General features: G+C 65.1%; 16 protein-coding genes and 2 pseudogenes. 11 read left to right on the top strand and 7 right to left on the bottom strand.

The annotated features are described in order from the left end of the window. The first annotated feature begins 3 nt into the window (after window positions 1–3). From tolA to CV770_RS20210, 9 genes are all read left to right on the top strand, one after another. On the top strand, window positions 4–963 hold the full coding sequence (gene tolA, locus CV770_RS20170; RefSeq protein ID WP_091956427.1) for a cell envelope integrity protein TolA: 960 nt from the start codon (window positions 4–6) through the stop codon (window positions 961–963). 41 nt (window positions 964–1,004) lie between these two features. Continuing rightward, on the top strand, window positions 1,005–2,348 hold the full coding sequence (gene tolB / locus CV770_RS20175) for a Tol-Pal system beta propeller repeat protein TolB (protein ID WP_201759938.1): 1,344 nt from the start codon (window positions 1,005–1,007) through the stop codon (window positions 2,346–2,348). A gap of 252 nt (window positions 2,349–2,600) precedes the next feature. Beyond that, window positions 2,601–4,931: a putative bifunctional diguanylate cyclase/phosphodiesterase gene (locus tag CV770_RS20180; RefSeq protein ID WP_104463550.1), complete on the top strand. Its 2,331-nt coding sequence runs from the start codon at window positions 2,601–2,603 to the stop codon at window positions 4,929–4,931. A gap of 191 nt (window positions 4,932–5,122) precedes the next feature. Continuing rightward, complete coding sequence (locus CV770_RS20185) at window positions 5,123–5,848, top strand: N-acyl amino acid synthase FeeM domain-containing protein (protein WP_018317776.1); 726 nt, start codon at window positions 5,123–5,125, stop codon at window positions 5,846–5,848. A gap of 321 nt (window positions 5,849–6,169) precedes the next feature. Continuing rightward, on the top strand, window positions 6,170–6,658 hold the full coding sequence (pal, locus tag CV770_RS20190) for a peptidoglycan-associated lipoprotein Pal (protein WP_018317777.1): 489 nt from the start codon (window positions 6,170–6,172) through the stop codon (window positions 6,656–6,658). A 204-nt stretch (window positions 6,659–6,862) separates the two neighbouring features. Next, the gene (gene ybgF / locus CV770_RS20195; protein ID WP_104463551.1) at window positions 6,863–7,924 is read left to right on the top strand and encodes a tol-pal system protein YbgF; all 1,062 of its coding nucleotides are present in this window, start codon (window positions 6,863–6,865) and stop codon (window positions 7,922–7,924) included. Window positions 7,925–8,000: 76 nt separating this feature from the next. After that, a complete protein-coding gene (gene tilS, locus CV770_RS20200) occupies window positions 8,001–9,059 on the top strand; it encodes a tRNA lysidine(34) synthetase TilS (protein WP_104463552.1) in 1,059 nt (352 codons plus the stop codon). 264 nt (window positions 9,060–9,323) lie between these two features. After that, entirely contained in the window at window positions 9,324–11,249 is a 1,926-nt protein-coding gene (gene ftsH, locus CV770_RS20205; protein ID WP_018317780.1) for an ATP-dependent zinc metalloprotease FtsH, read from the top strand. Between the two features lie 170 nt (window positions 11,250–11,419). Further along, complete coding sequence (locus CV770_RS20210; RefSeq protein WP_104463553.1) at window positions 11,420–12,865, top strand: hypothetical protein; 1,446 nt, start codon at window positions 11,420–11,422, stop codon at window positions 12,863–12,865. A 1-nt stretch (window position 12,866) separates the two neighbouring features. Here the strand turns inward: CV770_RS20210 and CV770_RS20215 are convergent, their stop codons facing one another. The 4 genes from CV770_RS20215 to CV770_RS20230 form a co-directional block, all read right to left on the bottom strand. Next, a complete protein-coding gene (locus CV770_RS20215; RefSeq protein ID WP_245453805.1) occupies window positions 12,867–13,550 on the bottom strand; it encodes a class I SAM-dependent methyltransferase in 684 nt (227 codons plus the stop codon). Window positions 13,551–13,558: 8 nt separating this feature from the next. Further along, the gene (locus tag CV770_RS20220) at window positions 13,559–14,554 is read right to left on the bottom strand and encodes a glycosyltransferase family 2 protein (RefSeq protein ID WP_104463555.1); all 996 of its coding nucleotides are present in this window, start codon (window positions 14,552–14,554) and stop codon (window positions 13,559–13,561) included. Between the two features lie 164 nt (window positions 14,555–14,718). Then, window positions 14,719–16,281 carry a hypothetical protein gene (locus CV770_RS20225; protein ID WP_104463556.1) on the bottom strand — a complete coding sequence of 521 codons (1,563 nt, stop codon included), beginning with the start codon at window positions 16,279–16,281 and terminating at the stop codon, window positions 14,719–14,721. 102 nt (window positions 16,282–16,383) lie between these two features. Beyond that, the gene (locus CV770_RS20230) at window positions 16,384–17,874 is read right to left on the bottom strand and encodes a hypothetical protein (RefSeq protein ID WP_104463557.1); all 1,491 of its coding nucleotides are present in this window, start codon (window positions 17,872–17,874) and stop codon (window positions 16,384–16,386) included. 412 nt (window positions 17,875–18,286) lie between these two features. Between CV770_RS20230 and CV770_RS20235 the strand changes: the two genes are divergently transcribed. Then, the gene (locus CV770_RS20235; protein ID WP_028140309.1) at window positions 18,287–18,451 is read left to right on the top strand and encodes a Flp family type IVb pilin; all 165 of its coding nucleotides are present in this window, start codon (window positions 18,287–18,289) and stop codon (window positions 18,449–18,451) included. A gap of 198 nt (window positions 18,452–18,649) precedes the next feature. Here CV770_RS20235 and CV770_RS44055 read toward each other — a convergent pair. Together CV770_RS44055 and CV770_RS43905 are read right to left on the bottom strand one after the other, a co-directional pair. Further along, a pseudogene (locus CV770_RS44055) lies at window positions 18,650–18,985 on the bottom strand (phosphatase PAP2 family protein); the annotation flags it as partial. Continuing rightward, window positions 18,925–19,476 (bottom strand): annotated as a pseudogene (locus CV770_RS43905) (phosphatase PAP2 family protein); the annotation flags it as partial. The pseudogenes CV770_RS44055 and CV770_RS43905, both read right to left, overlap by 61 nt. A gap of 268 nt (window positions 19,477–19,744) precedes the next feature. Here CV770_RS43905 and CV770_RS20245 point away from each other — a divergent pair. Beyond that, entirely contained in the window at window positions 19,745–20,425 is a 681-nt protein-coding gene (locus CV770_RS20245; RefSeq protein ID WP_091956437.1) for a TetR/AcrR family transcriptional regulator, read from the top strand. A gap of 151 nt (window positions 20,426–20,576) precedes the next feature. Here the strand turns inward: CV770_RS20245 and pyk are convergent, their stop codons facing one another. Continuing rightward, window positions 20,577–22,013 carry a pyruvate kinase gene (gene pyk / locus CV770_RS20250; RefSeq protein WP_018317789.1) on the bottom strand — a complete coding sequence of 479 codons (1,437 nt, stop codon included), beginning with the start codon at window positions 22,011–22,013 and terminating at the stop codon, window positions 20,577–20,579. Window positions 22,014–22,029: the final 16 nt, after the last annotated feature.

The raw sequence follows: 22,029 nt of genomic DNA on the forward strand, positions 1-22,029 counted from the left end.
GCCGTGAAGGTGAAGGTCGACAAGACACTCGTTGCGTCGATTGCCCTGCATGTCCTCGTGCTGGGATGGGGGCTGGTCACCTTTAGCAGCAAGGCCTACGTCGCGCCGGAAGAGTCGCTCCCGATCGACATCATCTCGACCGATCAGCTCGCGAAGATGATGGCTGGGCAGAAGACCGGCAAGAAGGAAGAGCCCAAGCCCAAGGTCGAGAAGATCGCCGAGCCCAAGCCGGAGGAAGACGCCGTCGGCAAGGTCACCGAGAAGAAAGAGCTGATCAAGACCAATTCGCAGCCGGAGCCGCCGCCGAAGCCGGTCGAGAAGCCGGTGGAGAAGAAGCCCGAGCCGCCGAAGCCCGTGGCCGAGGCGAAGCCGAAGGAAGAGCCGAAGCCGCAGGAAAAGAAGCCTGATCCGGCCAAGGAAGATCCGATCGCCGAGCTGCAGAAGAAGCTGGAGACCAAGAAGCCGCCGCCCAAGCCCGTGGAGCAGAAGGTTGCGGCGGTGCAGCCGCAGCAGCAGCCGAAGCCCAAGGAGCGCAGCTTCGATCCTGCGCAGATCCAGCGCGACCTCGACAAGCGCGCCGCGACCCGGCACGAGCTCACGGGAACGGCGCTGAACGCCTCGGCGTCGCTGGGGTCGGCGACCGGCACTGCCGCCAACAACATTGCGACCTGGCGCGGTGCGTTCCAGGGCGCGGTCAAGCGCTGCTTCACGCCGACCTATAACGGGCAGGACGCCGACCAATACGAAGCCGACATCGACATTCCCATGAAGATCGACGGATCGCTGGCGTCCGAACCCATCGTGGTCGCGGTGAGGGGGCCGTCGCGGTCGATCGCCCAGGCGGTGGCGGAGAGCGCCAGGCGCGCCATCGTGCAGTGTCAGGTCTACTCGTTCATGCCGAAGCAGCAGTACGAGAGCTGGAAGCTCATTCCGATGACTTTCGGCCTGAAAGATATGTTGTGACATCCGAACAAAAGAATTTTGCAATGAATAACGTCCGATCGATGAACCGCCGCCGCTTCATGACCCTGGCCGGATCGACGCTTGCGATGCTCGGAGGCGGACAAGCCTTCGCGCAGGCCCAGCCGCGAATTCGTATCGACCCGACTGAGTTTCAGCCGATCCCGATCGCGATCACCGGCTTCGTGCCGGGCTCGCCGTCCGACGGCGACGTCGGCAACGGCGTCACCCAGGTCATCACCAACAATCTGAAGCGTTCGGGCCTCTTTGCCCCGATCGACCAGGCTGCCTTCATCGAGCGCATCAGCAACATCGACGTCGCGCCGCAATTCCAGAACTGGAAGACCATCAACGCGCAGGCGCTGGTCACCGGCCGCATGACGCGGCAGTCAGACGGACGGCTGAAGGCCGAATTCCGTTTGTGGGACGTAGTCTCCGGCCAGCAGCTCGCCGGCCAGCAATATTTCACCTCGCCGGAATATTGGCGCCGCATTGCCCACATCATCTCCGACCAGATCTACGAGCGGATGACCGGCGAGAAGGGCTATTTCGACAGCCGCGTGGTGTTCGTGGACGAAAGCGGCCCGAAGGAGCGCCGCGTCAAGCGGCTCGCGATGATGGATCAGGACGGCGCCAATGTGCGCTACCTGACCCGCGGCTCCGATCTCGTGCTGACGCCGCGCTTCTCGCCGAACTCGCAAGAGATCACCTACATGGAGTTCGGCCAGGGCGATCCGAAGGTCTATCTGTTCAACATCGAGACCGGCCAGCGCGAGATCGTCGGCAACTTCCCGGGCATGACCTTTGCGCCGCGCTTCTCGCCGGACGGCCAGCGCGTCATCATGAGCCTGCAGCAGGGCGGCAATTCCAACTTGTTCGTGATGGATCTGCGCTCGCGCTCGACCACGCGCCTTACCGACACGCCGGCGATCGACACGTCTCCGTCTTACTCGCCGGACGGCACCCGCATCTGCTTCGAGTCCGATCGTGGCGGCAGGTCGCAGATCTATGTGATGGCCGCGGGCGGCGGACAGGCGCAGCGGATCTCCTTCTCCAAGGACGATACCAACGCCAGCTATTCGACGCCCGTGTGGTCGCCGAAGGGCGACTACATCGCCTTCACCAGGCAGGGCGGCGGGCAGTTCTCGATCGGCGTCATGAAGCCTGACGGCTCCGGCGAGCGGCTATTGACCTCCGGCTTCCACAATGAAGGCCCGACCTTCTCGCCGAACGGCCGCGTGCTGATGTTCTTCCGCGATCCCGGCGGCAATGGCGGGCCGTCGCTGTACAGCGTCGACATCTCCGGCCGCAACGAGCTCAAGGTGCCGACGCCCGGCTTCGCCTCCGACCCGGCATGGTCGCCGCTGCTATCCTCGACGGCGGGTTGACAAGAGAGCGCTAAAACATCGCGCGTTCAGACGCGCGATGTTGTCGAAAAACGCGCCGATTTTTTCGACTTTTCTGCGCAAAGCAAGCCTTCCTTCACCTTGTGCCCGGCAAGGCTTGCCTAGTTGCTTGATATTTAAGCGGAAATCGGTTCGCTGATACCGAAAAACAACTCGACTTTAACGATGTTCCCTCAGAAAGACTTCATCTGGGCTGGGTAAGACTACGCGCCAAACAGGACGCGTAACAAGCCAATGCAACTGGCCGACCAGAAGCAGAGTGATCGAGACGAGCTGGAGCCGATACTCTACGCCGCTCTCATCAACTCCATGGTGCAGAATTTCTGGGCGATCTTCTTCGGCTCGGCCTCCGCGGCCGTGGCCGCGGTGATGACTGCGTTGAAGACGGGCGATGTCTGGCTGTGGCCGCTCGCCTTTCTGCTGATCGCTATCGGCACCGCGCGCGCGTTCCAGATGCGCGGATATGAAAACCGCACCCAGGTGCTGTCATTCGAAGAGGCCAAGCACCTGGAGCCGCGTTACTGGATCGGCGCGCTGAGTTATGCGGCGGTGCTCGGTGTGTGGGCCTTCGTCGTCATCTACAACAACAACGATCCGGTCGCCGACATGCTCTGTGTCGCGATCGGCATCGGCTACACTGCGGGCGGCGCCGCCCGCAATTACGGGCAGCCCCGGGTGATCCAGTGGCACGTCGCGCTGGCCTGCGGTCCGATGTCGCTCGCCTTGCTGCTGCACGGCGGCTTCTACCACATCGGTCTCGCCATCCTGCTGGTGTTCTTCTTCATCGGGCTCAAGAACATCAACCTCAGCCTGCATGCGATCTTCGTCAAGGCGCTGACCTCGAGCTTCCGCGAATCCGCGCTGGCGAGCCAGTTCGACACCGCGCTCAACAACATGCCGCACGGGCTGTGCATGTTCCGCGCCGACGGCCGCCTTGCGGTGATGAACCACCGTTTCGGCGAGCTGATGGCCTTGCCCGAGGACCTCGTCAAGCGCGGCGCCACTGCCGCCGATATCGCGGCGGCCTGCGTGTCCGCCGGGTCGATCTCGGCGGAGAGCGGCAACCTCATCCTGGCCGAGATCGAGCATGCGCGGATCTGCGAGATCGTCACCGCCGATCCGGATTCCTCGCGCGGCCGTACCTTGGCCTGGACGTTCCAGCCGATGACCGGCGGCGGCACGGTGCTGCTGCTGGAAGACATCACCGAACGCACCAATGCGGAAGCACGCATCAGCCATCTCGCCCGTTACGACGAGCTCACCGCGCTGCCCAACCGTGTCAGCTTCCACGACGAGATCGAGCGGCTGCTGAAGAATTCGCATCATGCCGAGCGGCTTTCCGCGCTGCTCTTTGTCGACCTCGACCAGTTCAAGCAGGTCAACGACACGCTCGGTCATCCCTGCGGCGACCAGCTGCTGTGCGCCGTCGCCAACCGTCTGCGCGAAATGCTGCGCCCCGAAGATTTCGTCGCCCGTTTCGGCGGCGACGAATTCGTCGTGTTCCAGCAGAACATCTCCTCGCCCGAGGACGCCGCCGCGCTGGCCCGCCGCATCGTCGAGCGGCTGAGCGAGCGCTACCGCATCGACAATCATTTGGTCGAGATCGGCGCCAGCGTCGGCATCGCGCTGACCTCGCCGGGCGATGCCAGTGCCGATACGCTGCTCAAGAACGCCGACATGGCGCTGTACCGCGCCAAGGCCGACGGCCGCGGCACCTTCTGCTTCTTCCGCGACGAGATGGCGGCGACCGTCGAGGCCCGCCGCATCCTCGAGCTCGACCTGCGCAAGGCGCTCGCCAACGAGGAATTCGAGCTGTTCTACCAGCCGCTGGTCAATCTGAAGTCCGGCAAGATCACCACCTGCGAGGCGCTGCTGCGCTGGAATCACCCGGTGCGCGGCACGGTCTCGCCGATCGACATCATCCCGGTCGCCGAGGACATGGGCCTGATCGTCGATCTCGGCCGCTGGATCCTGCGCCGCGCCTGCATGGAATGCATGAAGTGGCCGGAGGGCGTCAGCGTCGCCGTCAACTTTTCGCCGCAGCAATTCCACCAGCGCGACGTGCTGAGCGAAATCCGCTACGCGCTGGAGGTGTCGGGCCTGCCGGCGCATCGGCTGGAGATCGAGATCACCGAGTCCTCGCTGCTGCGCAACACCCAGCTGACCCACGACATCCTGTCGCAATTGCATGCGCTCGGCGTGCGCATCTCGCTCGACGATTTCGGCACCGGCTATTCCAGCCTCAGCTACCTGCACAATTTCCCGATGCAGAAGGTGAAGATCGACCGCTCCTTCCTCGAAGGCATCGACACCGACCGCCCGCTGACGCTGCTACGCGGCGTGGCGCGGCTGTCCGCCGATCTCGGCATGGCCGTCGTGGTCGAGGGCATTGAGACCAATGAGCAGCTCGATCTGATCAGCGCCGACGGCACCGTCTCCGAGGCGCAAGGCTATCTGTTCAGCCGTCCGGTGCCCGCCGTGCGGATGCGCCAGCTGCTCAACGCCTCGCATGGACGGCGCGGTGAAGGCCAGCTCCACGTCGCCAGCTCGCGCTCCTTCGCTTAAGTCCGTTTCTCGAAACGTCCCAACATTTCAGGCTGTTGCAGTGGTACCGTAGTGCTACGGAGGTTAACCCTAACCGTTCGATTGCTTTGCATACTTGTTAAGAAGGTGTTAATAAATCGTGGCGCGCGCGCAAGTTGTCTTGCGGGAATTGCCTTTGAATGTCGCGACGTCGGTGTGGGTAAGGAGTTGGAATGCAGTCCTCAGCCAGATCTGTCATTTCGGCTGTTGGACGGGGAGCGGAGCTTCTGACCGACGTCGATTATCATCTTGCGGAAACCGTCGCGGAGAAGGAGGAGATCTACAATCTCCGCTACCGCGCCTATCTGCGGGAAGGCGCGGTCAAGCCCTCGGCCGATGCGCGGGTGACCGACCGCTACGACGAGCTGCCGAACGCGTGGACCTTCGGCGTGTATCTTCATGGTGAGCTCTGCAGCTCGGTGCGCATCAGCGTGCTGACGTCGGAATGGCGCGAGTCCACCTCGGCCGATGTCTTCCCCGACATCCTGCTGCCGCGGCTCGATCGCGGCGAGGTCATGATCGACCCGACCCGCTTCGTCGCCGATCCCGACCAGGTCAAGCGGGTTCCGGAATTGCCCTATCTGACGACGCGTCTCGCTTACATGGCCTGCGAGCATTTCAATGCCGATCTCGGCCTCGCCATCGTGCGTCCCGAGCATCAGGCCTTCTACCGGCGGGTGTTCCTGCATGAGACGATCGCCGAGCCCCGCCTGGTTCCCGGCCTTACCAAGCCGTTCGGACTGATGGCGGCGGACTTCCCGACCTTCCGCAAGAAGGTGTTCGAGCGTTATCCGATCATGCGGTCGACTGCCTTCGAGCGGCGGATGCTGTTCGGGCGCGGCGGCCAGCGCCAGGTGCCGCAGCGGCCGGTGCTCGTGGCGGACGCCGCACACGCCTAAAGTCGGCGGTGGCGTGGATGCGGCTCCAGGTTTGAGTCTGGACTCGGCCCTTTACCCGCCACCCTTTACCCGTCGCGCGTCGCCACGCATCACGCCCTGGGCCCAAAATTCCGGCGAAAGCCGGCGTATTTGCCGGCCGGCGCGACTTGCCTTCACCCTCGCGCCACATTTACAACCCATTAACCATGACGGGTGCTTTTCGCTGGTTGGGGGCATTTGATCGGCTGAGGCAAGGTTCCGTCAAGGTTGACGGAACGTTCGCTTAACCAACCCCCTGTAGACCGGACAGCAGTGGACTAACGTGAGCGTGGAGGCTCCGGAATGAAACATCCTATGCGTATCCTCCAGGGATTGAAGCTGGTCGCGGTACTCGCCGTCGCGCTGTCGATGGGCGCCTGCGCCAACAAGAATGCTGCGACGGATGCGATGGCCAATGCGGCAACGCCTGGCAGTCAGCAGGATTTCGTCGTCAACGTGGGTGACCGCGTGTTCTTCGAAAGCGACCAGACCGATCTGACCCCGCAGGCGATCGTGACCCTGGAGAAGCAGGCGCAGTGGCTGCAGACCTATCCGCGCTACAGCTTCACCGTCGAAGGCCACGCCGACGAGCGCGGCACCCGCGAATACAACATCGCGCTCGGCGCCCGGAGAGCCCAGTCGGTGCGTTCGTTCCTGGCCTCGCGCGGCATCGATCCGAACCGCATGCGCACGATCTCCTACGGCAAGGAGCGGCCGGTCGCCGTCTGTAACGACATCTCCTGCTGGTCGCAGAACCGTCGTGCCGTCACCGTGCTGAACGCGAGCTCTTGACGCCGAGATACTGACACTCAGTCAGGCGCCGTTCATCTTCCAGAACCGATTATGCCGGCGCCCTCTCGGGCGCCGGTTTCGTTTCAGCAAACCGTGACCTAAAACCCCTTGGTTCAAGTCACGTTTTTGGCGTACTCCCTTCCTCATTATGTGGCGCGGCGAATGGTCCGCCGTGTGCCACGTCGCTTTTGTCGTCAGGGCAAGATGTCGAAATTCAAGGCAATTACCGGCACCGTGGCAACCGTCGCGCTGCTCTCTTTGTGTTCGCCCGCAACTGCGCAGTCGGTCTTTGCGCAGTCGGATGATGCCGACCCCGAGATGCGGATCGAGCGGCTGGAGAACCAGCTGCGCCAGCTCACCGGCCAGAACGAGGAGCTGCAATACCGCAACCGCCAGCTCGAAGAGCGGCTGCGGGCGCTCGAGGGCGGCGCCCAAGGCGCGCCCGGACAGGCGCCCAACGTCGCGGCGATGCCGCCCGCCCAGGTCGGACCAGGTCAGGTTGCGCCCGGCTATCGCCAGCAGCCTCAGCAGCAGGCCGTGCAGCCGAATTACGAGCAGCCGCAGAGCGCCGCTTCTGCGCCGATCGTTCAGGAACAGCCGGCGCCCGGCGCCCCCGGCACGCGCCGCCGCGGCGATGCCTTCGATCCGAACCAGAACCCGAACGCGCCGGGTGCGCCGCGCGCGCTCGGCGGCGGCCCGCAGCCGATGCCGTCCGGAGCACCCGGCGGCCGCGGCGCCGGCGAGCCGCTCGATCTCGCCAACACCGGCCCCCGTTATCAGCAGCAGGCCGCTCCCCCGGCCGCGCAGCCCGGCTATCCGCCGGCCCAATCCGGCTCTCCCGCGCCATCAGGCGGCGCCGGCCTGACCACCCTGCCGCCCTCGGCAACGCCGCGCGACGAGTTCGACCTCGGCATCGGCTACATGCAGCGCAAGGACTACGCGCTCGCCGAGCAGACCATGAAGAACTTCACGCAGAAATATCCGAGCGACCCGCTGCTCGGCGACGCGCAATACTGGCTCGGCGAGAGCTATTTCCAGCGCCAGCAATATCGGGACTCCGCGGAAGCCTTCCTCGCCGTCACCACCAAATACGAAAAATCGGCCAAGGCCCCGGATGCGCTGCTGCGGCTCGGCCAGTCGCTCGCCGCGCTGAAGGAGAAGGAGGCCGCCTGCGCCGCCTTCGGCGAGGTCGGCCGCAAATATCCGCGCGCCTCCGCCGGCGTCAAAGCTGCGGTCGACCGCGAGCAGAAACGGGTGAAGTGCTGACGTCGGGGTCCTGACAACGCGGATGGTGCTGCGCTAGACATCGTAACCATCCGCCTGCGAATGTCAGGGCCGCGTCATGTCAGACGACGACAATTCTCCGATCTCGACACGCGAGGCGAGGCGGCTCTTCGCCGGCCTGAAGAGCGCGCCGGCGCTGGTGCTCGCCGTATCGGGCGGACCCGACTCGGTCGCGCTGATGTGGCTCGCGGCGCGCTGGCAGCGCAGTCTTGCGCGCGGCCCGCGTCTCACCGTCGTCACGATCGATCACGGCCTGCGGCGAGAGGCGGCGCGTGAGGCGCGCGAGGTCAAGCGGCTCGCCACTGAGCTCGGATTGCCGCACCGGACCCTGCGCTGGCGCGGCGCAAAGCCGAAGACCGGACTGCCGGCGGCGGCGCGCGAGGCGCGCTACCGCCTGCTCGCGCAGGCCGCGCGTGCCGTCGGCGCGAGCCATGTGCTGACCGCCCACACCCGCGACGACCAGGCCGAGACCCTGTTGATGCGCCTGTTGCGCGGCAGCGGACTTGCCGGGCTGTCGGCAATGGCCTCCCTCAGCGAGCGCGACGGGATCGTGCTGGCGCGTCCGTTGCTCGAGGTCCCGAAGTCGCAGCTGATCGCGACGTTGAGGCGGGCCAAGGTCGGCTTTGCCGACGATCCCACCAACCGCGACACCGCCTTCACCCGGCCGCGGCTGCGCGCGCTGCTGCCGCTCCTTGCGGCCGAGGGTGGAGATGCCCGCACGCTGGTGCGGCTCGCGGCCCGGCTGGCGCGGGCCAATGCGGCGGTCGAGCTGCTGGCCGACGGCGCCGAGCGCTTCCTCCGTTTGCGGGATCGCGGCGATGCGCCGCAGGCGGGCGTTCGAAGCTTCGAGGCCGCGGCCTTTGCCGTCCTGCCGGGGGAGGTCCGGCTGCGGCTCCTGCTGCGGGCCATCAACGCGCTCGGGCATGAAGGGCCTGCGGAACTCGGCAAGGTTGAATCCCTCCTGGCCGTGCTCGACCAGGCCGTCGCCGCAAGCCCTCGCGCAGGCGCAAATGGCCGGCCGGCCTTGAGGCAGACCCTTGCGGGAGCCTTGATCAGCCTTGCCGGCGGGCGTATCCACATCGCACCGGCGCCGGCCCGGCGTCGTAAGGGCGGATAGGCGCGGACGAGGGCGGATCATGACACCGGCCAATTCGGCCTCGTGCCGTCAGGACACCTTAACCAGGCAGGAAAAACCCCGGTCAGGTCGCCATTATTTCAGCGGGAATCGCTCTAAGATGGGATAAATAGTCCCATCTCGTTCCCTTGGCAGCGACCGGGGCGGCACCTAAATTGTATGCGTCTAACGATGAGGATTCCTTGGGGATTTCCTCGTAGAGCCCAAGGATGAGGCCGCGATCCGCGCGACCACGAAGGAAGATCGATGAACGCCAATCTGCGCAATTTCGCCCTCTGGGTCATCATTGTCTTGCTGCTTTTGGCGTTGTTCACGCTCTTTCAGAATCCAGGTCAGCGGGCCTCCTCGCAGGACATCGCCTTCTCGCAGCTCCTCAGCGAGGTTGACCGCGGCAATGTGCGCGACGTCGTGATCCAGGGGCCGGACATTCACGGCACCTTCACCAACGGCTCCAGCTTCCAGACCTATGCGCCCAGCGACCCGACGCTGGTGAAGCGCCTCTATGACAGCAAGGTCCAGATCACCGCGAAGCCGCCGGGCGACAACGTGCCGTGGTTCGTCTCGCTGCTGGTCTCCTGGCTGCCGTTCATCGCCCTGATCGGCGTGTGGATCTTCCTGTCGCGGCAGATGCAGGGCGGCGCCGGCAAGGCGATGGGCTTTGGCAAGTCGCGCGCCAAGATGCTGACCGAAGCGCATGGCCGCGTCACCTTCGAGGATGTCGCCGGCGTCGACGAGGCCAAGCAGGACCTTCAGGAAATCGTCGAATTCCTGCGCGACCCCGGCAAATTCCAGCGCCTCGGCGGCCGCATTCCGCGCGGCGTGCTGCTGGTCGGCCCTCCCGGCACCGGTAAGACCCTGATCGCGCGTGCGGTCGCGGGCGAAGCCAACGTGCCGTTCTTCACCATCTCCGGTTCTGACTTCGTCGAGATGTTCGTCGGCGTCGGCGCGAGCCGCGTCCGCGACATGTTCGAACAGGCCAAGAAGAACGCGCCCTGCATCATCTTCATCGATGAAATCGACGCGGTCGGTCGTCATCGTGGCGCAGGCCTCGGCGGCGGCAATGACGAGCGCGAGCAGACGCTGAACCAGTTGCTGGTCGAGATGGACGGCTTCGAGGCGAACGAGGGCGTGATCCTGATCGCCGCGACCAACCGTCCTGATGTGCTCGATCCCGCGCTGCTGCGTCCGGGCCGCTTCGACCGCCAGGTCGTGGTACCCAATCCGGATGTCGTCGGCCGCGAGCAGATCCTCAAGGTTCACGTCCGCAAGGTGCCGCTGGCCCCCGACATCAACCTCAAGACCATCGCGCGCGGCACCCCGGGCTTCTCCGGCGCCGACCTGATGAACCTCGTCAACGAGGCCGCTTTGACCGCCGCCCGCCGCAACAAGCGGATGGTGACGCAGGCCGAATTCGAAGAGGCCAAAGACAAGGTGATGATGGGCGCCGAGCGCAAATCGCTCGTCATGACCGAGGAAGAGAAGCTGCTGACGGCCTATCACGAGGGCGGCCACGCCATCGTCGGCCTCAACGTCGTCGCGACCGACCCGATCCACAAGGCGACCATCATTCCGCGCGGCCGTGCGCTCGGCATGGTCATGCAGCTGCCCGAGCGCGACAAGCTGTCGATGTCTCTGGAGCAGATGACCTCGCGGCTCGCGATCATGATGGGCGGCCGTGTCGCCGAAGAGCTGATCTTCGGCCGCGAGAAGGTGACCTCGGGTGCGTCCTCCGACATCGAGCAGGCGACACGTCTGGCCCGGATGATGGTGACGCGCTGGGGCCTGTCCGAGGCGCTCGGCACCGTGTCCTATGGCGAAAACCAGGACGAGGTTTTCCTCGGCATGTCGGTGTCGCGCACCCAGAACGCATCGGAGGCGACGGTCCAGAAGATCGACACCGAGATCCGGCGTTTCGTGGAAGAGGGCTACAACGAAGCGACGCGTATTCTCACCGAGAAGCGCGCCGATCTCGAAGCTCTCGCCAAGGGCCTGCTCGAGTTCGAGACGCTGAGCGGCGACGAGATCGTCGATCTGCTCAAGGGCAAGAAGCCGAACCGCGAGTCCGTGCTCGAGCCGAGCACGCCGCGCGCCTCCGCGGTGCCCCCGGCCGGCAAGTCGCCGCGCCCGCGGCCCGACGCGGATCCCGGCCTGGAACCGCAGCCGCAGGCGTAATCGCGAGCGGCAGGTGAGATTGCAAAACGCGGCGGAAACGCCGCGTTTTTTGTTGGCTGGCGGTTCGCGGATGCAGGGCGTTCCCGGCGCGAGCGAAGCGCGCGGCTTCCGGGGCAAACGCGGGAATCACTAAAGAAGAACTTAACGCTTGCGTCCTATTTTGGCCCGCCATGACTGACCAGGTCGTCCACAGCGCGGTTCAACCGTTTTCGGCACGTGCAGCGCTCCCTTGGGCAGTGGGCCTCGGCGTCTATGCCCTGTTGCTGATCGTTGGGCCGTGGCTGCTCGGTGATCCCGACAGCTATTCTCATATCGAGGTCGGGCGTTGGATCATCGCGCATGGCACCCTGCCGGAGAGCGATCCCTTTTCGTTTTCGAAGCATGGCGCGCCCTGGATCACGTTCGAATGGCTCTCGGAAATCGTCTACGCCGGAGCCTACGCATTGTCCGGCTGGCCCGGCGTCGTCGTCGTCGCAGCAGCGGCAATAGCGCTCGCCTTTGGCCTGTTCACCTCCTTCCTGCTGCGCGAGCTCTCGCCGGCCCTGACGCTGCTCATGGTGATCGCGGCCGTCATCCTGTTGGCGCCGCATATGCTGGCGCGGCCACATGTCCTCGTGCTGCCGGTGATGGTGATTTGGGCGGCTGCCCTGGTGCGCTGCATGGATCGCGGCGGGCCTCCGCCATACTGGGCGCTGCCGCTGCTGGTGCTGTGGACCAATCTGCATGGCAGCGTGGTGCTCGCGCTCGGGCTGATCGGTCCGGCCGTGCTCGAGGCGCTGCTGCGTGAGGAGCGAAGCGAATGGCCGCGCGTGCTGCTGCGATGGCTGCCCTTCTCGGCCCTTGCCCTCGCAGCGTCCTGTCTGACGCCGCACGGGCCGGAGCCGCTGCTGATGCCGCTGACGACACTCGGCCTCGGCTCTGCGCTCGCCTGGATCGGGGAATGGCGGCCGCAGGATTTCAGCCATGTCGGTGGCTTCGAGTTGCTGCTGCTGGCCGGCATCTTTGCGCTCACGCGCGGCGTGACGCTGCCGGTCGTGCGGGCCCTGGTAGTGATTGGCCTGCTCCATTTCGCATTGGCGCAGGTCCGCAACGCGGATCTGCTGGCCATGCTGGCGCCGCTCTATTTGGCGGCCCCCTTGGGTCGGAAGTTCGGCGGGCGGATCACGGACGATGCGGAGGGCGCGTCGCGCGGCCTGAATCTGGCCGCGTTCGGCGTCTTGATCGCGATGAGCGGGGCGGCGCTGGCGCGCGACATACGGCCAGCTCCCGTCATCACCCCCCAGGCTGCCGTCGCGCAAGCCGACCTCGCCAAGGCAGGGCGCGTGCTCAACGATTATTCCTTCGGCGGCTATTTGATCTTTGCCGGCATTCCCACCTTCATCGATGGTCGCGGCGAACTGTATGGCGGGCCGTTCATCGACCGCTACAATCGCGCCCTGGCGCTGGTCGACCTCGCAGATTTTCTCAAGCTGCTCGACGAATACGACATCGGCGCGACGCTGCTCGCGCCGCGGACACCGGCGGTCGCGATGCTCGACCGGCTGCCGCAGTGGCAACGCGTCTACAGCGACGACGTGGCGGTCGTGCACAAGCGGCGGGATATGCCGCAAAGATAAGTCAGACGGTACCGAAGGCCGCGTATTGGCCGCCGAGCGACACGCCGCTCAGGGCATCTTCGAGGCGACGCGCCGGTTTGGTGTCCCAGGGGAGCAGCAGGAAATGGCGCGCGCCGATCTCGCGCAAGCCGCCCGCGGCCATCAGCCTTCGGACTTTGCCGGCACTGAGCAGGACGGCGTCCCGGTCGAACTCACAGCGCGCAACGGCAAGGCGTGTCAGCGGGTTGTAGGGATTGTGCTCGATCACGCAGACGAGCCCCCCGGGGCGCACCACCCGCCGCATCTCGGTGATGAAATGCGTCCATTCGGCCGGCACGATGTGGTGCATCACGCAGATGGCCGTGACGAGATCGAAGCTGGCGTCCTCGAAGGGAAACGTGCGGCCGTCAAACTCGCGGTAGTCGACCTCGCTATTGGCCGCGCGGGCCTGCGCCAGGCTGGCCGACGAAACGTCGATACCGCTCAAGCAGCCGACCATGCCGTGCAGCAGGGGATGAAGGCTGCCCACGCCGCAGCCGACGTCCAGCATGTCGGGCCTCTCGGTGTTCAGCCGCTGCGCGATCAGATCGCGCAGCAGATCGGCCTTCGCGCGCATGAAGAAATCATGCGGCAAGCCGGAGAAGTCGATCGAGGATTGGACAACGTCACGGTAGTTGGCGTGATAGCCGTCGAAGAGCTCGCTCATGCGCCGGATCACTCGTTGACTGCGTGGATTGCAGGTGCTGCCGCCGCCTCGTTGCGATCGAAGCCGGCGCGCGTCTGCACCACATAGAGCGGACGGCGTTTCACCTCGGCATGGATTCGGCCGACATACAGCCCCACGATACCGGTCATCAGCATGTTGATTCCGCACAGCAGGGACACGACGACGATCGTCGACGACCAGCCGGTCACGAGATGGCTGTCCTTGCTGAGCCACAGCAGGATCACCCAGCCGCCGTAGAGCAGGGCCAGTCCCGAAACCGTCAATCCGCACCAGATTGCAAGCCGCAAGGGCAGATCGGAAAAGCCGAGCGCGGCGTTCACCGCGAGCCGCACCATCTTGAACAGCGGGTATTTGGTTTCGCCCGCAGCGCGCTCGAGACGGTGGAAGGCGACCTCGGCCTGCCGGAAACCGAGCCAGGCGATCATGCCGCGTACGAAGCGATCCTGCTCCGGCATCTGCCTGAGTGCGTCGAGCACCTTGCGATCGATCAGGCGGAAGTCGCCGACATCGGCGGGGATGCCGACCGAGGACATCCTGCCGAGGAGCCGGTAGAACAGATGAGCGGTCGCACGCTTGAACCGGCTTTCGCCTTCGCGTGACAGGCGGCGGGCGTGGACGACGTCGTTGCCTTCCTGCCATTTTGCGATCAATTGCTCGATCACTTCGGGCGGATCCTGCAAATCGGCATCCATCACGATGATCGCGTCACCTTCCGCGGCGTCCATGCCGGCGGTGATGGCGACCTGATGGCCGAAGTTTCGCGACAGGCCGATATAGCGCAAGCGCGGATCGCGCTTGGCGAGCGCCTGGAGCACGATCGAGCTGGAATCGCTGCTGCCGTCGTCGACGAAGATCGCTTCAGCCGGACCGTCGAGCCGGGACAAGACGAGGTCGAGCCGGCGCAGCAGGACCGGCAGCACGGCTTCCTCGTTGAACACGGGGATGACGAGGCTGTAGCGGATCGATCTGGAATTGGCCGCCATGCGAGAGATTCCGGCTGGGTTGCAGGGGCGGGAGTCTAGTTCGGCGGTGGTTAAGGTCGCCTTGCCGCAACTGTTAAGGATCTAGGCCCTCGGGCGATTGAGGGCGGAGGCGGAACGGAATGGCGATGCCCGATTAACCATGCTTGCGCAGCCGCGGCTTCGGTCTAGGACCTGTGGCGGATCTTGTAGAGGACAAATCGCTCCGAGGTGTCCAGCACCTCCAGCAGTTCCGGCAGCGGGTTCGCGGCCGGCGGTCCGAGCACATAGAGATAGTCGTAGTCCCGGTACCAGGTGCGGATGAACGGCGGAACGTCCGCCGGCGGCTGGCTTGTCGCAATCGCGGTGAGCAGCTCCGACGGCACCGGTCCTCCGTAGGGAATGGCAAGGCGGCGCACGCCCTCGCGTGGCCGCACGGGCTGCTTGCCCGCTTCCGTGAAGAGATTGGGTACGAACGCGTTGGCATAATGCACGGCCAGCGTCGGCGCATAGTACATCGGGTACGAGGTGAGGTCGGCGAAGGGCGGATCACGACTGTCGCCCGTGCTTCCAACGAGAACGCGTGAGCCGCGCTCGATCTTCTGGAACGAGGCGATGATCGCCGCATAGTCGGCGCGGTAAGGCAGCCACACCGCGAAAACGACCGCGAGATTGATCAGTGTGATGCCACTGATCGCAGCGAGCGCAGCCGTTCTCCAGGCCCGGCTCGGCAGCGACAGCGAGCAGAAGGCCGGCAGGATCAGAGCTGCAGCGGGAATCACGCGAAGGTCGACGAACGAGGTTCCGAACAGCTTGGAGGGAATGACCAGGTAGAGCAGTCCAAAGCCGATCGCGAGCCAGAGGCCGGCCGGTTCGAGCTTGAGGACGCCGCGCCTTGCGGCGAAAAGCAACGAGATCATCAGCGCCAGCCCGGTCACTGCCGATGCCGTCAGGCTGTAGCCGTTCAGGATGCGCAGCGGCCAGATCGGCTTGAATCCGAAGAACCAGCTCGTCCCCTCGCTTCCGATCGAGCCCGCAGTCATTTGCATGACCCCAAACAATACGAGCGCCGGCAGGGCCAGCGCGCCGAGCCGCGCGGTCGCCACCCGGTACGATGTTCGCTGCTGACGAATGCGCGAGAGCTCGTAGAGGCCAAGCGTCGCGCCGTAGATACCGAGGGAGAAGAAATGCGCCGCATACAGCGCAGCGACGAACAGCACGTTGGCGACGAAACGCAGCGGCCATGGGCCTTCGGCCAGCATCAGGTAGATTGCGATGCCCCAGAGGGCGAGGCCGAGGCCAAACTCGAAATTCACGAAGCCCCAGCTGAACGGCAGACAGTAGAGGAAAGCGAGCGCAGCGAAGCCGGCAAGATGAACCCGTCCCTTCCGCGCCCATTCCAGCAGCAGCGCGCCCCCGACGATCAGCAATTGGCTCAGCAGCAGAAACAGCCGTGTGGCGTGCTCGACGCTCATCAGCCGCGCCAGCTGCGGCACCAGCAGATCCATTCCAAGGTTAGGATAGAAGGCCCAGGCCACCTCGTAATACGGATTGGCGTCGGGGGTGCCGTTCCGGCTCAGGATGTACATGCGGGCAAGGTGATTGGGATAATCCACCATCGCGGGAATGGGGGTCAGCAGCACCGGAAGAAAGGAGACCGCCGCCAGCACCGCAAGAACGGCGATCGCCACGGACCGCTCCGAGTCGAGCCGATCCGGGATTGTCAAAGTCGGCCTGTCAAAAGAAGACATGTCGCGGGATCGCCGGGGTTTGAGTGTGGTGTGCCAGGTCGCGTCCACGTCGCCTTTGGAGGGACATCTCACGGTTACGAGTACGCGCCCTCAAGGAGGTTCTCACTTCGAAGGCGTCGCGGTCGCGCTGTCCGCATGGTCGCGCACATGGATCACCGCGATGTCGTCCGCATAGATCCGCTTCCAGCCCTTGAGCTGGTCGAGGATCTGTGGGCCCGGCGCATCGGCAACCAGGAGCGTCGCGTCGATCTTGTACTCGTCGAGCAGGCGCGGCAGCAGCTCGGGCTTCTTGCCCTCCGTCGCCTTGAAGAAGTCCATGACGAATTTCTCGCCATAGAGCTCGGCACGGCCGTCAACGAAGACCGGAATATCGCGCGAGATCAGATAGCCGCCGAACTGATAAGCATTGAAGATGCGCTGCATCTTGCGTTGCTCGAGCACGTCGACGGCCGCAACCGGCGTGTGCGTCGTCGTGAAGGTGAAGCGGTGGTGCTCCATGTAGAGCGACGTCGAGGTCCAGCTCGCCGCCACGATCATCAGCGCGCCAAGCGCGGTGACATAGCGGGCGGGCCAGCGCCCGGGACCGGCGGCGTCAGGCGCCGGGCGCGGGAACATCTCGCCGAGCGGCTTTGCCAGCACGAGCGGCACCACGAACGCAAATGCCTCGATGCTCCTGACATGGGTCAACGCGCTCCAGGTCAGGAACAGGATTAGGAAGATCCGGGGCGCCGACAGTACCAGGCCGCGATAATAGCCGAATGCGATCAGGCCGAGCAGGGCGCCTTCGAATGGGGTGAACGTGGAGAAGTTCGCGGGCATCCATTCGAAGATCAGCGACAGCAGTTCGCCGAGGCCGAGAATATTGGTCGCGCCCAGCAGCGTCCGCCAGCCATACGGCGTGCAGCAGCTCGCGATCAGAGCACCGATTCCGAACAACACCCAGCGCATGAACAGCTGGAACCGTCGTCCCTTCTCGGCGTGCTCGACAGCCTCGAGCGCGATCGGGCCGATCAGCAAGAGGCCCAGCACGAAGCCGCCATGCAAATTCGCCCAGAGCGCCATCAGCGGCAGCCAATACCAGGATGGCGCGCTCTTGCGGTCGGCAGCTGCCATCAGCAGGCCGACCCACGCCACCATGACGGGCAGCGCCAGGATATGCGGCCGCGCCAGCACGTGATGGGCCGACAGCAGCAGGGCCAGCATCGCGAACAGCACTGCGCGTGGTGCCTCGATCTGAGCGTCTAGCAGATAGACGAAGATCGCGACCGTGACCGCGACCGCGACCGCGGTGAGGATGACGGGACCTGCCCAGTCCCATTGCGCGTGGGAATAGGCGAACAGCACCTGCGACAGCCACGACGTCGAGATCCATGGCGCGCCCGTTCGCGTGAACGAATAGAAGTCGGTGGTGGGCATGGCGCGGTGATCGAGGATCCATTGCCCGATCTTGACCTGCCAGAACGAGTCGGAGTCCTGCAGCCGGGTGTCGCCCAGGTAGAGGAAGAACAGATAGACGCCGGCGCCGACGCAGAGCGGCACTAGGGCCCTCGCGCGGCTCTGCGCCGCGATGCTGTTGGCAAAGGAAAGTGACATGCCGCCTCGTCGTCCTGTTGTTCTTGTCGGTCGGGCATGATCCGGACCCGGCGGGCCGCGTTGGCGCAAAGTGTGCGGTTTCCGAGACAATCATGCTCAAGCAATCACCTGAAGCGCGATGACGGATTCATCTCATCGCGCGCCAGTCCGAGCGGGCGGCATTGGATCACGGGCGGTCATAACTTCGGGTAAACCGGCAGGCTACGCCGGTTTCATGTCCCGACAAATTTAACGGATTGTTTTAGATTCCAATTTACCATCGGCGAATACACGCAAACCGCTCGGTGTTTACGCAGACGAATTAACTGCGGCGCAATTCTTTGCCTCTACGTTTGGTTCCATGGTCGGGCGGCGCTGGGAAGCCGAAAAGACCAGATCAGTTGTAGCCTCGTGTACTCATTTGGAGCACTCTATGAAGAACCTCGTTGCGCGTTTCCTGAAGGATGAATCCGGCGCCACCGCCATTGAATACGGCCTGATCGCTGCCGGCATCGCGCTGGCCATCATCACCGTCGTCAACAATCTCGGCACCACGCTGAACGCCAAGTTCACCTCGATCTCGAGCAGCCTCAAGTAAGGCCGTCCGACCTGACAATTCTGAGAGCCTCGTCGCTGACGGGGCTCTTTTCTTTTGGGCCAGGCCGGCAAGGCCCGTAACGAAGCCGGCGCTGCGGACCCACACGCCGCGGCTCCGGTCGAGACAGAATTTCGCGGCCCAGATCGAGGCTGCGGCGAGCGCGGCACCGGCAGCGACGTCGATGATAAAATGTGCGCCGATCACCGGCGTCGCCGCGATCATCAACAGACTGAGCACGGCTACGATGCCGCCGATGCCACGCACCGGCCACAGCGCCCACATATAGAGCACGGCCGACGCCGCGTGAAAGCTCGGAAACGAGACGATGCCGGATAGAGAGAGCAGCCGGAGCTCATGCAGGCTGCCGTCCGAAGCGCGATCATGTCGCGCAGCTGTCCGGCATAGACCGCAGTGTTGATCTCGGGGAGATGCGCGGCCGGTAATTGCAGCGCGTAATAGGTGCCGATCGCCGGCACCACGGCGGAGATCGTGATGGTGACTGCGACTGCGAGGCTCATCGCGAGCATGAACAATTGCAGCCGCACATACCGCGCCGTCAGCGCCAGTACGACGGGAATGCCGAGCAGCGGAAACTTGATCAGTCCGTAGCTGTGCGCGAGGTAGGCCGCGAGCCAGGGATGATCGTTGACGTAGCGCGCGATCGGCTCCGGATTGAGGCCCAACGCGCGGTCGATCGCCAGCAGCAACTGGTCCTCGAGCGGCCAGTTCAGCTTGCTTGCGACGTAACTCAGCGGTCCGGCAATGGCGCAGGTGAGAATGACCTGTCCGATGGTGCCGAGCGAAAACACCAGCTTCGGATCGGCAAGCTCGCCTTTGACGAGCCGGTGGCCATAGGCGGCCGCGAGTAGCGCCGCGGCGATCGCCAGGGTCACACCGTAGGCGACCGGCTCGAGACTCAGTCCGGTCGAGGGGAGGCCGAGCGCCAGCAGGGTGGCCATCCCGAGAATCGGAAACCAGTTGAGGTGGAAGAGCTGCCAGGCGGTCCGGGTGTCCGTGTCGAGCATGGTGCGCCGAGATGCAATTGCATTACCACCGTACAGTCACGGACCGCCTTTAAGATCGTGGTAAGAAGTGTAGTTATCGGTCTTACAACCAGCGCGCAGTACTTTTAGACGTTTGCGGCGCGGCCTCTCCGGTGGCGCTCCCACGCATTTGCATCTTGTCATCCCGCCTGAATAGTTGTTCAGTCCTTGCGGGGCGATTTGCATCTTTTGCGTGACGAAGCGTTTAGCCGCAGGGCGTGCGGCAGGCGTGTGGGACAGGAAGCGCGCCATGGTTTATCGGCGGACGCATCAAGTGGTGAAGCGCCTTGCGGCGCGGCGCAGTGCGATCTTGACGGCGGCACGGGAGACTGCAGCGGAAGGCGGGATGGCGGCGGTGCAGATCGCGCCCGTCGCGGTCCGGGCCAATGTCGCGGCCGGTACGGTCTACCGCTACTTCCCCTCAAAGGCCGAGCTGATCTCCGAGCTCATTGCCGAGGTCTCCCGCGATGAGCTCGCGGCGATCCGCCGGGCGGCCGATGCCGCGCCGGGGCCATCCTCGGCGCTGGCGGCCGCCGTCACCACCGTAGCGGTCCATACCCTGTCGCAGCGGCGGCTGGCCTGGGGCATTCTGGCCGAACCTGTTGATGTCGATGTCAGCGCCTCCCGCCTTGCCAGCCGGCGGGAGATTGCCGGCGAGATGGCCGCCCGGATCGACGCCGCCGTGCGTGCCGGTCACCTGCCGGCGCAGGACACCGCACTCGCCGCCACCGCCTTGCTCGGCGCGCTGCATGAGGCCCTGGTCGGGCCGCTTGCGCCTGACAATCTCGACGATCCCGTCAAGATGCGCGATGCGGTGCAGACCGTGACGCTGCTGGCGCTGCGTGCTGTCGGCGTCATGGACGCCCGCGCCCGGGGTCTGGTGGTGCAGCAAACGCTGCTGCCGACCGCGAAGGCGCTCGTTGGGGCGTAAAATCGCCCTGTGCACGAAGCGGCCGGCCTGACGGCGCTCAGGTGGTTGACTGAGCGAGTCTTTTCGCAAAACCACAGCAGGCTCGCCGGGCCCTCCGGCTACTTTGCATGGGGTTGTTTTTCGACTTTTTGTTTGGCGTCCCCTGGCGGGCCTACATGATCGCGTCGCCCTCGGGGCCAACCGAGGCGATGCGCACCATGTTGGTGGTGCCGGGGATGCCGAGCGGCACGCCGGCGACGATGATCACGCGCTGGCCGGCGCGGACGAAACCGTCCCGGAACGCGATCTGGCCGGCGCGGCCGACCATGTCGTCCTGGTCACGCGCGTCTTCCGCCACCACGCAATGCACGCCCCAGACCACCGCGAGCCGTCGGCCGGCGGTTATGTTCGGCGTGATCGCCACGATCGGCGGCTTCGGCCGCTCGCGCGCCACCCGCACTGCGGTCGAGCCCGATGAGGTCCAGCAGATCAAGGCGGGCAGGTCGAGCGTCTCGGCGATCTGCCGCGCGGCGTCGGCAATGGCATCGCCCGCAGTGGATTCCGGCGCAGGGCGCTGCGCGGTGAGCACGGAACGATAAATCGGGTCGCGCTCGACCTCCTCGCCGATGCGGTTCATGGTCGAGACCGCCTCGACCGGGAATTTGCCGGCCGCCGATTCCGCCGACAGCATGATGGCGTCGGCGCCCTCATAGACGGCGGTGGCGACGTCGGAGACTTCGGCGCGGGTCGGCACCGGCGACTGGATCATCGATTCCAGCATCTGCGTTGCGATCACCACCGGCTTGCCGGCGCGGCGCGCCATCCGCGTCATCTGCTTCTGCAGGCTCGGCACGCGCTCGAGCGGCAGTTCGACGCCGAGGTCGCCGCGCGCCACCATCAGCGCGTCGGAGGCCTCGATGATGTCGGCGAGACGGTCGATCGCCTGCGGCTTCTCGATCTTGGCCATGACCGCGGCGCGGCCGCGGATCATCTTCTTGGCTTCGATCACGTCGTCGGCGCGCTGCACGAAGGACAGCGCGATCCAGTCGATGCCGGTGACGAGCGCCGCCTCGAGGTCGGCGCGGTCCTTCGAGGTCATGGCGGAGACCGGCAGGTCGGTGTCGGGCAGGCTGACGCCCTTGCGGTCGCTCATCTTGCCGCCGACCACGACCCGCGTCACCGCGTGCTCTTTCGAGGTCTCCTCCGCGATCAGGCGCACCTTGCCGTCGTCGAGCAGCAGCGCGTGGCCGGGTCGCAGCGCCGCCAGGATCTCCGGATGCGGCAGGTGGACGCGCGTTGTGTCGCCGGGGGCCTTGTCGGAATCCAGCGTGAAGGTCTGGCCGTTCTGCAGCTGCACCGAGCCTTCGGCGAAGGAGCCGAGCCTGAGCTTCGGGCCCTGCAGGTCGACCAGGATGCCGATCGGCCGGCCATAGCTGCTCTCGACGTTGCGGATCGTCGCCACCAGCTCCCGCATCTTGTCATGCGGGGTGTGGCTCATGTTGATGCGAAACAGGTCGGCGCCGGCCTCGAACAGGCGGCGGATCATCGCGAGGTCTGAAGAGGCCGGTCCCAGGGTCGCGAGAATCTTGATACGGCGAAGACGCCTCATGGCTTATTTCCAGACG

Origin of the sequence: Bradyrhizobium sp. AC87j1, from assembly GCF_002936975.1 — a bacterium.
GTDB classification, from domain to species: Bacteria; Pseudomonadota; Alphaproteobacteria; order Rhizobiales; family Xanthobacteraceae; genus Bradyrhizobium; species Bradyrhizobium shewense.

Coding starts and splice junctions, on each gene's coding strand:
- tolB (WP_201759938.1), top strand. CDS start 1,005: ATGAACCGCCGCCGCTTCATGACCCTGGCCGGATCGACGCTTGCGATG.
- CV770_RS20180 (WP_104463550.1), top strand. CDS start 2,601: ATGCAACTGGCCGACCAGAAGCAGAGTGATCGAGACGAGCTGGAGCCG.
- CV770_RS20185 (WP_018317776.1), top strand. CDS start 5,123: ATGCAGTCCTCAGCCAGATCTGTCATTTCGGCTGTTGGACGGGGAGCG.
- pal (WP_018317777.1), top strand. CDS start 6,170: ATGAAACATCCTATGCGTATCCTCCAGGGATTGAAGCTGGTCGCGGTA.
- ybgF (WP_104463551.1), top strand. CDS start 6,863: ATGTCGAAATTCAAGGCAATTACCGGCACCGTGGCAACCGTCGCGCTG.
- tilS (WP_104463552.1), top strand. CDS start 8,001: ATGTCAGACGACGACAATTCTCCGATCTCGACACGCGAGGCGAGGCGG.
- ftsH (WP_018317780.1), top strand. CDS start 9,324: ATGAACGCCAATCTGCGCAATTTCGCCCTCTGGGTCATCATTGTCTTG.
- CV770_RS20210 (WP_104463553.1), top strand. CDS start 11,420: ATGACTGACCAGGTCGTCCACAGCGCGGTTCAACCGTTTTCGGCACGT.
- CV770_RS20215 (WP_245453805.1), bottom strand. CDS start 13,550: ATGAGCGAGCTCTTCGACGGCTATCACGCCAACTACCGTGACGTTGTC.
- CV770_RS20220 (WP_104463555.1), bottom strand. CDS start 14,554: ATGGCGGCCAATTCCAGATCGATCCGCTACAGCCTCGTCATCCCCGTG.
- CV770_RS20225 (WP_104463556.1), bottom strand. CDS start 16,281: ATGTCTTCTTTTGACAGGCCGACTTTGACAATCCCGGATCGGCTCGAC.
- CV770_RS20230 (WP_104463557.1), bottom strand. CDS start 17,874: ATGTCACTTTCCTTTGCCAACAGCATCGCGGCGCAGAGCCGCGCGAGG.
- CV770_RS20235 (WP_028140309.1), top strand. CDS start 18,287: ATGAAGAACCTCGTTGCGCGTTTCCTGAAGGATGAATCCGGCGCCACC.
- CV770_RS20245 (WP_091956437.1), top strand. CDS start 19,745: ATGGTTTATCGGCGGACGCATCAAGTGGTGAAGCGCCTTGCGGCGCGG.
- pyk (WP_018317789.1), bottom strand. CDS start 22,013: ATGAGGCGTCTTCGCCGTATCAAGATTCTCGCGACCCTGGGACCGGCC.